We start from the raw sequence: 12840 nt of genomic DNA on the forward strand, positions 1-12840 counted from the left end.
CGCGAACGGATTGCCAGCCGGCGTCACACGAACGTGACGCCGGCTGACAAGCGCAAACACATGGTTGTTGACCGGGTTTTCGACGCCCGCGCCACCCTGTGTGAGGTGGCATGCCAAGGTGTACTCGCATGCTTGCGAGATGCCAAGAAACCGTAGGCCGCAGAGGCCGTAAATGCTGACGCTTACGGCATTGTTGCATGGCGCACGCGCGGCAGAACCCTTGCGGTGCAGTAGTTTCGGCCGGTGTTAAGTTATCGCCCGAATGCGCATTGAAAAGCACGGTTTGCAGCTGTTCGGGATCCCAAAAGCGACACGTAGCCCAGAGGGCCCGTTCGCGCAGCGTGCCGATTGCGACACAGCTTAACTTTGCCCCGTTACGCGCGGCCGAGGCCACAGCGCATCGTCGCGCTCCAGGTCGTAGTCGCTGCCGAACGCCAGGGCAGCCTCACGCGGCGGAAGGTCTGTGTAGCAGCCCAGCAGGTATTCATCCATGCCGGCACCGCGATGGTCGATGGCGAACAGGCGGAGGAGCTCCTTGTCGAAGGCTTCCAGCCATGCGGGGTCGATCTTGGTCATGCGCATCCTCAGTGGGGGAGGGAGAATGGTCTGCCTCCATCTCAGAGGATGCGATGGAGGGCAGAATCTGCCTCTCAGTCATCACTGGGCGGCATCAGCGGAAACCGTGAGCCTGTCGCTGCCTCGAAACGACCATGCCAAGAGGGGTAAGCTCCATCTGCGGTGTCATTGAAGCGAATCCAGGGACGCAGGAGATGAAGCAAAGCCCCATCCAAGGCCCTCAAGCGGGCCAGTACTACTTGTTCTCACCAGATCTGGAAAGCAGCCGTCCTTTCCGGGGCGCCGAGGTTGAGAACCTGTCGGTGTTGCTCGATCCACCGCGCATCATTCTCCGTCCGGACAATGGGGGTTTCCCGGCGCTTTGCGAGAAGCCACGCGTCGTCCTCGATGCTTCCAAGGGCCCTGAGCCGCGCGATCTGGAGGGTGGCTTCGGCGGGTACTGGCTCGTCTCGGAACGGTTGTGGTGGGTAATGAAATCCCTGGATCCGCAGGCGTTCGAATTCGTTGAGTGTGATGTTCGCCTGGCTGATGGCACACCTATGCCACGACGTTTCCTGTGCGACGTGGTACGTGACCTGGACGCGATAGACGAGGAGCGTTCAAGGCTTGATATCGAGATCGATGAGGACTTCGTGAATGGAAAGTTCTATTCGATTGCAGGAGGGGCAAGTCTGGCCATTCGCTCTGACGTGGTGCGAGATGGGCATGTCTTCCTGACTCCATTCAGCACCTTCGTGATCGCGAGCCGCGAATTTGTTGATGCAGTTCACGCGGCGGGGATTCCCATGAGTCCTCGGGATAGCGGCATCTCCTTCGTGGACGTTGCGGCAATCTGACCTTAGGGAGCAGACAACTGATGGCAAACCAGTTGCGACGTGTTGAACAGCCGCACGGTTCAGTCAGGCACCCCCGGCTGTAGCCTCTGCTCATCGTCCGGCCCCAGGTCGTAGTTGCTGCCGAACACCAGGACTGCCTCGTGCGGTGGAAGGTCCCGTAGCAGCTTACGAGCGACTTCGATTCACATTCACAGCGTGAGATGACAAGCATGGGATCAACTTCCACCCACCAGCCGCGCAAGGGCGAGTTCTTCAAGCTACGACCGGATGCTACCCGTGGAGGAGGGGGTCACGGGGTGGTTTTTGATAACGAGGACGCGTTGCTTGCGACTCCCAGGCTGATCTTCTTACCCGAGGCCGGTGGCTTTCCTCCACTGCGTGAAACCCCGCGCTTGGTCTATCGGGAGCGGCAGGGTGTCTCTCCACAGGACCTGGAAGGCGGGTTGAGCGGCTACTGGCTGGTCTCCGAGCGTTTGCGCCAGGACATGGAAGAGATTGACCCTGACGCGTTCGCTTTCGCTGATACCGACTACCGCTTGGAAGACGGTTCAAAGGGGCCAACCTACTTCCTTTGCGACGTGGTCCGCACGCTGGATGCCTTGGATGAGGAAGCATCCCAGCTCAACATCGTGATCAGCGATGAGTACAAGGCAGGGAAATACTACCGCCTGACCGGTGATGTCCGGTTGGCGTTCAAACGCGAAGTGCTGGGTTCGGCTCAGGTGTTCAGATTGCCGTTCCATGGCGGGGTACTCTGCGACCGAACGTTCAAAGATGGGGTGGAAGCTGCCGGCATCGTCACGGCCAAGAGATCCAACGGGCTCTGGTTTGAAGATGTGGTGAACTGCTGAGTCGGCCCCACCGGCGCCAACCTCGCGACCTATGCTGCAAGTGTGCGGAGTACGGTACATGCCTAAATTTGGAGAGAAACAAGCATATGCCCACGCTAAAACGTAATCAGCCTGTGCCTGGTGAATTCTATCTGCTGATGCCCGACACGACCCGAAGGGGAAGAGGGCATGGCGTTGAGATCGAGAATGAAGGCGCACTGCTGACGCCACCCAGGCTGATCATCCGCCCTGAAGAAGGTGGTTTCCCTCCTCTGGCGCAGAGACCGCGCCTGGTTCTCGAACCAAAGCTGGGGGATCCACCGCAGGATCTCGAGGCAGGAATGAGTGGCTACTGGTTGGTATCAGAGCGCCTCAAGATGGCCTTCACCGATATAGATCCCGTTGCCTTTGAGTTCGTGGAGTGTGATTACGTGCTTCCGAACGGCACAGAGGGCCCAACGTACTACTTGTGCGAGGTTGCTCGCGAGCTGGATGCCGTCGATGAGGAAGCATCGAAGTTCCGGGTCATCGTCGATGAGGGCTATCCGGGCGGAAAGTTCTACGACCTTCGTGGCGGAGCAAGCTTGGCATTCAAGAGGGACGTAATCGGGGACAGTCATGTCTTCAGGAGCCCGTACTCCGGCGATCTTGTCTACTGCGATCGCGTGTTCCGGGATGCCATACGCGCTGCGGGAATTGGAAGCGAGTGTGAAACGCGTGGCCTCAGGTTCAAGGACGCGGCCAATGTCTGACATGGCGCGCGTCAGTCTAAGCATAATCCGCATGTCAAAATTGAAGATGGCTGCGGCGCGTCTCATGGAACGGGATCGGTAGTCGAACTTAAGATGGATTTCACTTTTTGTGCGATTTCTTGCCGGTGCAGAACGGGCTAAAAAACAGCCATGCCTATTCAGTACTTGAGTTGAAGGCAGGGCGGTAAGAGGCAGGCCGCATCGGGACTTCAGAGCGGCCAGAGGAATTGGAGAGCAGCAGTAGTGCGCTATGTCGGCGGAGAGGACTTCAGGCTGTGAGCGCTCGGGCATGACTCGAGGAGGGCATGGAAGGTTGGCACCCTCTGATAAGCTCTTGGCACGCTTATTTAGATTGATTCTGAGGTGAGGCAAACAATGACTTCGAATCTGCCAAAGAAGGGCGAGTTCTTCGAGTTGCGCCCAGATGCCCGACGGCGCGGCAAAGGGCATGGCGTCGTTTTTGAGAACGAGTCTTCCCTGAAGACCCCTCCAAATTTCCTCTTGCGTCCCGATCAGGGGGGCTTCCCGCCTCTGCGCGAGACACCGCGTCTAGTGTATTACCCAAGTGAGGGGTGGCCACCGGAGGATCTTGAAGCTGGAATGAGCGGCTATTGGCTCGTTTCCGGGCGTCTCCGCGAGGTGATGGCGGCCGTGGACCCAAGTGCTTTTGCCTTCAGGGAGACTGACTATCGACTCGCTGATGGAGCAATGGGTGGCCCTTATTTCCTTTGCGATGTCATCAGAACCATTGATGCCTTGGATGAGGCAGCATCCCAGCTGAAGATCATCGTGAGTGACGACTATGAAGAGGGGAAATACTACGATCTGACTGGCGACGTCCGCTTGGCGTTCAAGCGGGAGGTCATCGGCGATGCTCACGTATTCCGGCTCCCTTACTACGAAGGTGTCTTCTGCGACCGCACTTTCAAGGAGGCGGTCGAAGCCGCGGGACTGATCGCCAGCGGTACGTCCAACGGTCTGTGGTTCTATGACGCGGTGAACTGCTGAGACCAGGCGATGCTTGAGTCAAGGAGGATTTGTGGCTGGACATTCCACTCATTTGCAGGACCATCACGCGATTGAGCAGCAGACGCTGAGGCACAGCCCGTTGCTCGCAAAGCTGCAGGAGGCCGGGCGATTCAATATTCACGCCCAAGAGAACCGGCTGTTCCTCCCCGCAAACCCTGCCTATGCAGATGCGATGGGCATTACGCCGCACAGTGGCGGACCGTTGGGTGAATACCAGAACGGAATGATTCGGCGCTTGAACGAGATTCAGAGAACGCGAGACGGTAAGGCCGCGCTACTGAATGACTCTGACGCCCTCGATAGAGTGATGGCACGTGTAGAAGCATTGCGAGACACGGTCAAGGTCGGGTTGATCAACGGCGATCTCAACACGAATACTCCGCTGGGAAGCACGCCTGCGATCACGAACAAACGAATCCGGGATTTTTTTGACGGCGTTCCTGAGTACCACCAAACGCATATCGCTCAGATCCAAGCCTTGAGAGGTTTCACCGGGGTCGACCTTGGCTGGGTGGCTGTCACTCATTCCGAAAGTGGTATCGTGACTACGCTCAATAGAATCGAGTATGACGCCAAGCCACTGACTCGCGGTGGAAACATTGAGTTGCAGCGAAGCGGCCTGTCGCTTGCCATTTCCAATGCCCACCACGGTGGCCGAGTTGTTCTGACAGACCCGGGTATCCAGACGGTCGAGCGCGTGCTCGGCGAGGAAGCCGGGCATCGCATTCGCAGCCCGCGCTCGCAGCAAGGCGGTGCGACATTGGACCTCCTAATCGGCGAAGCCTCCACCAGCCAACTTATCCGCTCCGGCGGCCTGCTCGCATCCGGCGCCGACGCCGTCATCACCGCCCGCCGAACCTCGCAGCTGCTGGAAGAAGGCAACGGCACCGCCGCCCAGTCCGAGCTCACCCATGCCTTGGCGCGCAACGGCGGTGGCTGGGTCGGTGGCATGGCCACGGCATCGGTGATCGGCACGTCCAGCTTCGTCCCTGCGGCCATCGTCGCGGGTGATGCGCTGCTGATGAGCAAGGCGTTCGACAAGGGCGCCGATCTGCTCGACAACCGCGCCATCTACCAGCAGACCGACAAGGCCGATGTCACATGGCAGTTCGATGGCCGCAACTGGCAGCGTCAGGCGGTCATGGACAGCGCGGGCGACGGCTTGGGCAATCCGGCTGAGCGTAGTGTGGGCGCCAGTTACGAGAAGGCCCGCGAGCTGGGCGCATATGCCCATGTAAAAGCGGTAGAGCTGGCGCTGGGCAAGGCGCCGCCGCCGCAGGATCCTTTCAGCATCCCGGCGAAGGACGGCGAGGGCCGTCTGGACAATCCCAACTGGCACCGCGATGCGCAGACCGAGCAGTGGACGCGGCAGGTCAAGATCGGCGTGTCCGGTGCCAACGACCGGGGTGTGTATGAGACGCAGACCGCCAGCCCCGAACGCGCCAACGAGTTGAATCGTGAGGCGGTGCAACGCATCGAGAACAACATCGCCAACGGCAAGGCCGCGATTGCCGCCAGCTACCTGGAGACCTACGCCGCTACCCGCGCCAGCGACTTCGTGCCGCTGGTGCCGGAAGCGGTGGAGCAGGCGCGTGCCAAGCCCGACGCCATCCAGGGCTCGGACAACCAGCTCTACCAGCGCGATGAAGCAGGGCAGTGGAGCCATGCTGGCCAGAACGCACAGGGGAACATGGCGCTGGAGCTGGAGCTGACCCGCACCATCCAGCAGCCGTCGCTCGATCAGTTCAACCAGACCATTGCCGCATTGGAATCGCGGCCGCTGCCGTCGGCGGCGGAAGTGAACCAGTACGAGCTGCGCCACAGCTACTACGCTGCGGGCGTCGCGCTGACCCCAGCGTGGGAGCAGGCCATTGCGCTGGCCACGACGCGCACGCGCGAGCAGCACGGCATTACGGGTCCCACGCTGCAGGAACTGGGGCCTGCAGCCGAGGGCAACGCGGGCGCCTCTCGGCCCATCACCCATTACCAGGTAGGCCAGGATGGCGTGGCACGCGCCGTCGCAACGACCAGTACGCAGGAGCTGCAGGCCGCATGGAATGAGGTGCGCGCGCGTGCCAATGAGCAGGCGCCGGTGCCGGAATCACCCGAGCTGCGCATTGCCGCGCTATCGGCGGGTGAGCAGGAGGCGTACCGGCAGGCACTGCAGGAGGCCAATCGGCTGGGTGCTGCGCAGGTGGATGCAGGGCAGGCTGCACGAGCAGCCGCGCAGGTGGCACATGGCGACAAGCCATCCGAGCAGGATGGTAACGTGGAAGTGCGGCCTGAAGAGCCGGCGACTGCGCAACCCATCGCGCCTGCGACGGTTGTGGCGGCGCCGCCCGCGGTAGCGGTCACGCCACCGCCTACGCCTGCGGCACAGGACAAGCCCGCGCCTCAGCGGCACGCCGAGCAGCGCGATCCGCCGCGGCGTGAGGCGGAGCCCCAACCTCGGCCCCATCCAAACAGCGAGGCGCCCACCGAAAACCGTACCGCCTCACAGACGCCGGAGCCCGCTGGGCCGATGCAGGCGCACCCGGTCGAATCCGAGCGTGCGACGCCACACTCTGCCGCGCCTCTGGCAGCGGCAACGCAGACGGTGCCCACGCAGCGCACAGAGCAGGCAGCGGAACCGGAGAAGATGGCCCCGATGCCTGCGGTTGCTCCCACTCCAAAGCAGGACATGGTAGTGCAGGAGAGTGAACCGTTGCCCTTCAAGGAGCCGCTGCCTGCTGAGCCTTCGCGCGATCCATGGCCTTTGGAGCAGGAAGCGGCACAACACGTGCCAGAGCCCGAACCGGCTCCATCGGATGACTTCCGGCCCGTCACTGCGGCTGTCACGGTTCCTGCCGCGCCCACGATAGTGCCAAGCCCCGAGCCAGCCGCGCCCGCACCGGATGAGGCATCGGGCTCGAACCGGGCGCTGCAGGACCCCACGCAGCCCGGCCACCCCGATCACGCGCTGTATCAGCAGATCCGCGAGGGCGTGGAAGCGCTGGACGCCAAGCACGGCCGCAGCTTCGACGAAGTCAGCGAACGCATGACGGCCAGCCTTCTGGTGCTGGCCAAGGACAACGACCTGGAACGGGTGGACCATGTGCTGGTGAGCAACGCCACGCACGAACACCCGGCTGGGCACACGCTGTTCGTGGTGCAGGGCGAGCCAAGCAATCCGGCGCACCAGCGCGCTGCGATGCCGACTGAGCTGGCGGCGCAGACATCAGTTGAAGAGTCACTGCAACAGTTCGACTCTGTCAGCCGTGAAGCGCATCAGCGTGCGCTTGCGAATCAGATGGATCAGCAGCTGGAAGATCAGCGGGTGCAGCACGACATCCAGATTCGTGCGGCCAGCGGGGGATGATCAACGTGTGAGCTGCACTGGGCGAACTGCGAAAAGGACCGAAGATGATGCCACAAGAAAAGCGCCGGATCTGCATGCTCGCTGGACTGCTCGTTCTTCTGGCTACGGGGTGCCGACCCGAGGCGGCTCGCGACGCAGGCTCGATAGCAGCGGCCCATCGTCCGGATCTGGTGCCGCTTGTGCGCGCCATGCCCACCTCGTCAATGGATGCACCATTGACGGTCGAGTTCGATGTGGCTGCTCCCAGCAAAGATTCCTCTCCAACGCTCATGATCGGCATTCGCGTTGACCGCACGGATAACACCGCGGCGTTTTGGGCACTGGCCGATGTTCGGGCGTCCGAGTTACAGGCGAAGGTTTCCATGCAGCGCCTGGAATCGAGTGGATGGAAGGACGTGCCCTTGCACCGGCTGGAATGGGTCATTGGGGAACCTGCCAGAACAATTCCCATCCCCGCCGATGGTCGAGTGACAAATGCGTGGCTGGACGATGTTGACGTGCTGGCGCTGCAGAATGCTGGGCTGGAACGACCCGATGATAACTATGCACAGCTGGCCTTCGCATGGGCACGCAATCCATCGCCGGGCCGATACCGGGTTGAAGTGCAACTGCACTCCCCTCTGCCACAGCTTGAGCCGTACCAGCCGGAACTGCTGGTTGCTTACCTGCGCAGGCCCAAGTAGCGAAGCAGTCAGCTTCTTGGATTGCTGGCTGGTTCGCACATTCAGCATGCCAGTCGTGGCCTCAACTTTGTCCTCCACCTGCCCCCCATCCCACCTATGCCATCATCCGCCCAGGACCGCAGCACCCATCAAGGCTGAACAGGCATGGAGCAGGCAACACGCTACACCGCAACGCTGTACCTGGCTGCCCCCGGTACCCCGCTGAAAAGCGGAGGCACCTCGCCGCGCGGCCATATGTACCTGCAGGTGGCCGCAGGCGACGAGGCCCACAGCTACGGCTTCGCACCGCCGCGCTACGCGCCGGGTGAAGCCCCCACCGGCGTGCAGTACGCGCAGGTGCGTCACGACGATGCCGACGAGCATCTGGACCCGTACTACAGCCGCACCCTGGAAATCACCGAAGAGCATTACGGCTGCCTGCGCGACTTCGCCGAGGAACCGGCCGAGTTCGAATTCGACGTGGATCGCCCGGCCACCATCAACCGCTGCAGCGATTTCGTATGGGCGGCGCTGCATTACGCGGGCCTGCATCCGCTGCCGGCGCCGCTGGATGGGGGCAGCAACCTCGGCGAGTTCGCGGTGCTGTTCAACCTGCCGGAAATCCAGTGCATTGCCGCGCCGTTCCCGGGCAGCGATCTGAATGCCGAAACCCACCACGCGATGCCCGAGCGCGAGGCCGAACATCATCGCCAGGGCGACCGTGCCAGCGATGAGCCGCCGCCGACGCCGATTGAAGTGGCCGGCACGCTGCTGGACCCCTCGCATCCAGACCACCGCCTGTTCTCGCAGCTGATCCAGAAAGTGGCCGAACTCGATGCCGCGCACGGGCGCCCGTTCGATGCCGCCAGCCAGCGCATCAGCGCCAGCTTGCTGGTGCTGGCCAAGCAGAACAATCTCTCGCGCGTGGACCACGTGCTGCTCAGCCGGCCGACGAAGAGCAGCCATGCGGCGGAGAGCATCTTCATCGTGCAGGGGGACCGCAACGACCCGGGGCACCGCCGCGCCAGCATCGCCACCGAGGTGGCGGCCAAGACCGATGTGGCCGATTCGCTGCGGTTGAAGGAGCAATGATGCGGCCACTGCGGCGGGGGCTGGTGGTACTGGCGGTGCTGGGCGCGCTGGCGGCATGCCGTGCGTCACCAGCGCCGGAGGTTGCGCCGCCCCTGCTGACGCGCGCACAGGCCGAGGCGCGCACGGTTGTGCCGTTCACGCGGGCCGTGCAGTTGCAGAAGGCCGGTCGGATTGCCGAGGTCACGTTTGATTTGCCGGCGCCCCAGAAGCCGGCCATTCCGATCCTGAACATCGGGTTGCGGCTGCAGGATACCGATGCGCGACGGCTGCTGGATGCTTCGGAGAAGATCACGCTGGGACGGCTGCCAACGCGGCTGCGCCTGGAGCGTATTGATGGCGGTGCACCTGGTCCTGTGCAGCTCTGGCAGCGTACTCGCGATGGACGCGATTCTCAGAAAATCGGGGAGGATGGCGTGGTAACAGACCTGACGACGGGAAGCGTGGACATCAACAGCTTGGCCGAGGCCGGGTTGTACTCTGAAGACGTGCTCTATCGCACGCTGCAGTTGGCGCAGGTCGGAGGCATTGCACCCGGGCGCTACGTTCTGCGGGTCGACCTTGTGGAGGATCGACCCCAGCTGGATGGCCTGAAAGCAGAACTGATCGTTGGCTACCAATCACTAGGAAAGTAGACATGCACAAGGACGATGCGGAACGCTACAGCGTAACCATCCATCTGGCGGCCCCCGGCACGCCGCGCTACGGCCGTGATGCTGAGGGGAACAGGTTTCTGCTGGAGCCCTCGTTCGCGGGGCACATGTTCCTGTCGCTGCGCCGTTCGGGTGAACCCTTGCCGGAGAGCATGGGTTTCACCCACGCAGGCACCGAGGACGAGCCGAACAGGGGCAAAGTCGATGACATGGACGTGTGGGTCTACGACAAGCCCCGCTTCGAGCGCACGATCGAGATCAGCAAGGAGCAGTACGACCGCATCCTCGAGTTCTCGGCAGACCCGAAGAAGCACGGCTTCGACATGAACTACGACTTCTTCTCCAACGCCTGCACCGATTTCGCTTGGGGTGCCCTGAACCACGCTGGGCTGCGCCCGGTGGGGCTGGCCGGGGAGATCACCAACTATGAGGGCGCTACCAGGGTCCTGGACAACATCCGCGCCGTCAATGCCATTCCGCAGCAGGTGAAGGGCAGCGAGCTGGACAAGGTGCAGTGGAACCCGATGCCGAAGCAAACCTTCCGCGAGTGGATGTTCACCGAGAACGGGGAGCAGTGGCGCGGCAACAGCGTGCTCGCGGCAAGCGGCACGCCCGCAGACCCGGCGCACGATGATCATGCCCGCCTCAACCAGATCCACCAGCAGGTGGCCGACCTCGGCGCTTTCGGTGCGCGCAACGGCAATGTCAGTGCCAGCCTGCTCGCGCTGTCGAAGGAGCAGCAATTCTCGCGCGTGGACGAAGTGGTGCTGGGCGAGCAGCGCGGTGATACCGCACCGAAGCTGTTCATCGTGCAGGGTGACCGCAGTGACCCGGCACACCAGCGCGCCAGCATGCCGGCGGAGTTGGCTGCGCAGGCACCGGTGGAGGCCTCGTTCGATCGCGTCGCGCAGTTGCAGCAGAACGAGCCGCAGCGAGACGCGCAGCGCCTGCAGGAGGAGCAGCAGCTTCAGCAGAGCCACGGTCCACGGATGGCATAGCGGCGGGCGCAGCATCGAGGTCGAGCGTCGGCCATACGCGCGCCGGCGCACGCCACGCCCCCCACCTGCTACCATTCCCCCGCAACCCCAGCCAGCCCACCCGCGCAGACAGATGCGGGGCGGGCCGTCGCAGTACGGCCCAGCGAGCCAGGACACCCTCCCGTGCCCATTCAAGGACGCTCGCATGTTCCGTACTCCTCTCTTCCGGTCGGCCGCCCTGGCCGTTGCCGTTTCGCTCAGCCTCGGCGCGCCCTCCGCGTTCGCCGACAACGCACCCGCTGCCAGTGCTACCACCGCCGCTGTGCAGCGCCAGGCCGTGGCCAAGGGCCTGTACGAGCTGGCCTACAGCCCGAAGCAGAACGCCGTGTTCGTGGCCTCCTCCGGCGGCTTCGGCGATGACGCCGGCCCGGCCCAGGTGCTGCGCCTGAACCCGGCCACGCTGGCGGTGGAAACCCGCATCCCGCTGGAGCGCAAGGCGTTCGGTGTGGTGCTGGATGACGCCCACGACCGCCTGTACGTGGGCAACACCGTGGACCTGTCGGTGACGGTGGTCGACACCGCACAGAACAAGGCCGTCGGCACCATCCAGCTGATGGAGAAAAAGACCGGCAAGGACGGCAAGGCCGCCTACACCCACGACCTGCGCGAGCTGGTGGTCGACAGCGCGACCAACCGCCTGTACGTGACCGGCCACAGCAGCCAGCCGGACGTGAGCAGCGTGCTGTTCGTGATCAATACCACCACGCTGAAGGTGATCAACACCATCGACGGCCTGGGCAATGCCAAGGCGCCGGGCCTGGCGCTGGATGCGGCCAACAAGCGCGTCTACACCAGCAACCTGCTGGCCGACCTGGTGGTGGTGGGCACCGATTCGAACAAGGTGGTGGCGCAGCACAGGATCGCTGCCGAGCAGCCGATGAACATCGCGCTGGACCCGGCCGGCAAGCGCCTGTTCGTGACCGACCAGGGCTCGGAATTCCTGCGTGGCTACCAGGCCAAGAGCAGCGGCTTGGTCAGCAAGCACCCGGGCCAGCGCGTGCTGGTGCTGGACCGCAGCACCGGCAAGGAGCTGGCCAGCATCCCGACCGATGCCGGCCCGCTGGGCATTCTGCTGGATGCACCGCGCAAGCGCCTGTACGTGACCAACCGCGAAGCCGGTACGGTGACCGCCTACAACAGTGACAGCTACCAGAAGGTGGCCACCTACACCGTGCCGACCCACCCGAACAGCCTGGCGCTGGATGCGAAGAACAACGTGTTGTTCGTGAGCATCAAGAACGGTGAGAAGGATGACAAGGGCGCTGACGAGAGCGTGGCGCGCATCCAGCTGTGATGCGCTGACGCAAGGCCCCGCGCCGTCGCGCGTCGCATGAAGAAGGCAGGGTGCAGGCCCTGCCTTTTTCTTTGCCTGGTTGCAGTGCCCAGCGCCAACCCGCTAGGGTTGAAGCCCATGGCAGGGAGCCAAAGGATCTGAATCGTGCTGGATATCCACCGCTGGCTGCGCGTCGGCCTGATCTTCACGCTGGCGGGCGTACTTGGCGCCTGCAACAGCCGCGTACCGGATGCGCTGGAGCTGCTGGATCTGGTCAAGCCGATCAACGTGGCCGAGTCCGGCCAGGCGGTGCGGTTCGAGTTCGAGACGAATGCCCGCAACTTCCACCCGGGTCGCACCTATGCGCTTGAGCTTGAGTTGCAGCACCAAGGGACGCGAAAGCGCGACGAGCCTGACGTGGGCACAATGAGGATCCCGTTCGAGGTGACCCTGCAGCAATGGCGTGCTGATGCCTGGAAGGATGTTCCCACCTACGACAGCTTTCAAGCCGGGGTGCTCAATGCCGGTGAGCAGCTTCCGGAATGGCATGCATCCAGCGAATGGCGGTATACGTCGCCGCACATGGGCAGTGATGGCCAGTACACGATGAGCCTGGTTGGTCTGCCAGTGGAAATTGACTCCCGCTACCGCGTGGACGTGCGCACGGTGCAGAGGACAGAGGCACTGCAGGGCTACTCGGCCCGTTTTCGGATCCATGCCGCCCGACCCGCTGGAAAGTAATCAA

At 63.0% G+C, this 12840-nt stretch carries 12 protein-coding genes; 11 read left to right on the plus strand and 1 reads right to left on the minus strand.

What is annotated here, in order from left to right; all coding sequences use genetic code 11:
- Positions 1 to 360: 360 nt before the first annotated feature.
- The gene (locus ROV95_RS05075) at positions 361 to 576 is read right to left on the minus strand and encodes a hypothetical protein (protein WP_312543333.1); all 216 of its coding nucleotides are present in this window, start codon (positions 574 to 576) and stop codon (positions 361 to 363) included.
- Between the two features lie 194 nt (positions 577 to 770).
- Between ROV95_RS05075 and ROV95_RS05080 the strand changes: the two genes are divergently transcribed.
- The 11 genes from ROV95_RS05080 to ROV95_RS05130 all read left to right on the plus strand — a co-directional run bounded on the left by ROV95_RS05080 (position 771) and on the right by ROV95_RS05130 (position 12836).
- Positions 771 to 1412 (plus strand): DUF1629 domain-containing protein, encoded by a 642-nt coding sequence (locus tag ROV95_RS05080; RefSeq protein WP_312543335.1) that lies wholly within the window; start codon positions 771 to 773, stop codon positions 1410 to 1412.
- 209 nt (positions 1413 to 1621) lie between these two features.
- A complete protein-coding gene (locus tag ROV95_RS05085; RefSeq protein ID WP_312543337.1) occupies positions 1622 to 2263 on the plus strand; it encodes a DUF1629 domain-containing protein in 642 nt (213 codons plus the stop codon).
- Positions 2264 to 2349: 86 nt separating this feature from the next.
- Positions 2350 to 2994 (plus strand): DUF1629 domain-containing protein, encoded by a 645-nt coding sequence (locus tag ROV95_RS05090; RefSeq protein WP_312543338.1) that lies wholly within the window; start codon positions 2350 to 2352, stop codon positions 2992 to 2994.
- 351 nt (positions 2995 to 3345) lie between these two features.
- A complete protein-coding gene (locus ROV95_RS05095) occupies positions 3346 to 4002 on the plus strand; it encodes a DUF1629 domain-containing protein (RefSeq protein WP_312543822.1) in 657 nt (218 codons plus the stop codon).
- A 31-nt stretch (positions 4003 to 4033) separates the two neighbouring features.
- Entirely contained in the window at positions 4034 to 7381 is a 3348-nt protein-coding gene (locus ROV95_RS05100) for an XVIPCD domain-containing protein (protein ID WP_312543339.1), read from the plus strand.
- 44 nt (positions 7382 to 7425) lie between these two features.
- Complete coding sequence (locus ROV95_RS05105) at positions 7426 to 8064, plus strand: hypothetical protein (RefSeq protein ID WP_312543341.1); 639 nt, start codon at positions 7426 to 7428, stop codon at positions 8062 to 8064.
- A 144-nt stretch (positions 8065 to 8208) separates the two neighbouring features.
- Positions 8209 to 9135 (plus strand): XVIPCD domain-containing protein, encoded by a 927-nt coding sequence (locus ROV95_RS05110; RefSeq protein WP_282255434.1) that lies wholly within the window; start codon positions 8209 to 8211, stop codon positions 9133 to 9135.
- The gene (locus ROV95_RS05115; RefSeq protein WP_312543344.1) at positions 9135 to 9767 is read left to right on the plus strand and encodes a hypothetical protein; all 633 of its coding nucleotides are present in this window, start codon (positions 9135 to 9137) and stop codon (positions 9765 to 9767) included. Before ROV95_RS05110 ends, ROV95_RS05115 begins: the two co-directional genes overlap by 1 nt.
- Before the next feature lie 2 nt (positions 9768 to 9769).
- The gene (locus ROV95_RS05120; RefSeq protein ID WP_312543345.1) at positions 9770 to 10783 is read left to right on the plus strand and encodes an XVIPCD domain-containing protein; all 1014 of its coding nucleotides are present in this window, start codon (positions 9770 to 9772) and stop codon (positions 10781 to 10783) included.
- Positions 10784 to 10967: 184 nt separating this feature from the next.
- The gene (locus ROV95_RS05125; RefSeq protein WP_312543346.1) at positions 10968 to 12116 is read left to right on the plus strand and encodes a YncE family protein; all 1149 of its coding nucleotides are present in this window, start codon (positions 10968 to 10970) and stop codon (positions 12114 to 12116) included.
- A 144-nt stretch (positions 12117 to 12260) separates the two neighbouring features.
- Positions 12261 to 12836 (plus strand): hypothetical protein, encoded by a 576-nt coding sequence (locus ROV95_RS05130; protein WP_312543348.1) that lies wholly within the window; start codon positions 12261 to 12263, stop codon positions 12834 to 12836.
- Positions 12837 to 12840: the final 4 nt, after the last annotated feature.

Origin of the sequence: Stenotrophomonas maltophilia group sp. msm1, from assembly GCF_032025805.1 — a bacterium.
Taxonomy (GTDB): domain Bacteria; phylum Pseudomonadota; class Gammaproteobacteria; order Xanthomonadales; family Xanthomonadaceae; genus Stenotrophomonas; species Stenotrophomonas hibiscicola.

Excerpts from the sequence above, each read along its gene's own strand:
- ROV95_RS05125 (WP_312543346.1), top strand. The coding sequence starts at position 10,968 with ATGTTCCGTACTCCTCTCTTCCGGTCGGCCGCCCTGGCCGTTGCCGTT.
- ROV95_RS05090 (WP_312543338.1), top strand. The coding sequence starts at position 2,350 with ATGCCCACGCTAAAACGTAATCAGCCTGTGCCTGGTGAATTCTATCTG.
- ROV95_RS05085 (WP_312543337.1), top strand. The coding sequence starts at position 1,622 with ATGGGATCAACTTCCACCCACCAGCCGCGCAAGGGCGAGTTCTTCAAG.
- ROV95_RS05075 (WP_312543333.1), bottom strand. The coding sequence starts at position 576 with ATGACCAAGATCGACCCCGCATGGCTGGAAGCCTTCGACAAGGAGCTC.
- ROV95_RS05105 (WP_312543341.1), top strand. The coding sequence starts at position 7,426 with ATGATGCCACAAGAAAAGCGCCGGATCTGCATGCTCGCTGGACTGCTC.
- ROV95_RS05110 (WP_282255434.1), top strand. The coding sequence starts at position 8,209 with ATGGAGCAGGCAACACGCTACACCGCAACGCTGTACCTGGCTGCCCCC.
- ROV95_RS05120 (WP_312543345.1), top strand. The coding sequence starts at position 9,770 with ATGCACAAGGACGATGCGGAACGCTACAGCGTAACCATCCATCTGGCG.
- ROV95_RS05115 (WP_312543344.1), top strand. The coding sequence starts at position 9,135 with ATGCGGCCACTGCGGCGGGGGCTGGTGGTACTGGCGGTGCTGGGCGCG.
- ROV95_RS05080 (WP_312543335.1), top strand. The coding sequence starts at position 771 with ATGAAGCAAAGCCCCATCCAAGGCCCTCAAGCGGGCCAGTACTACTTG.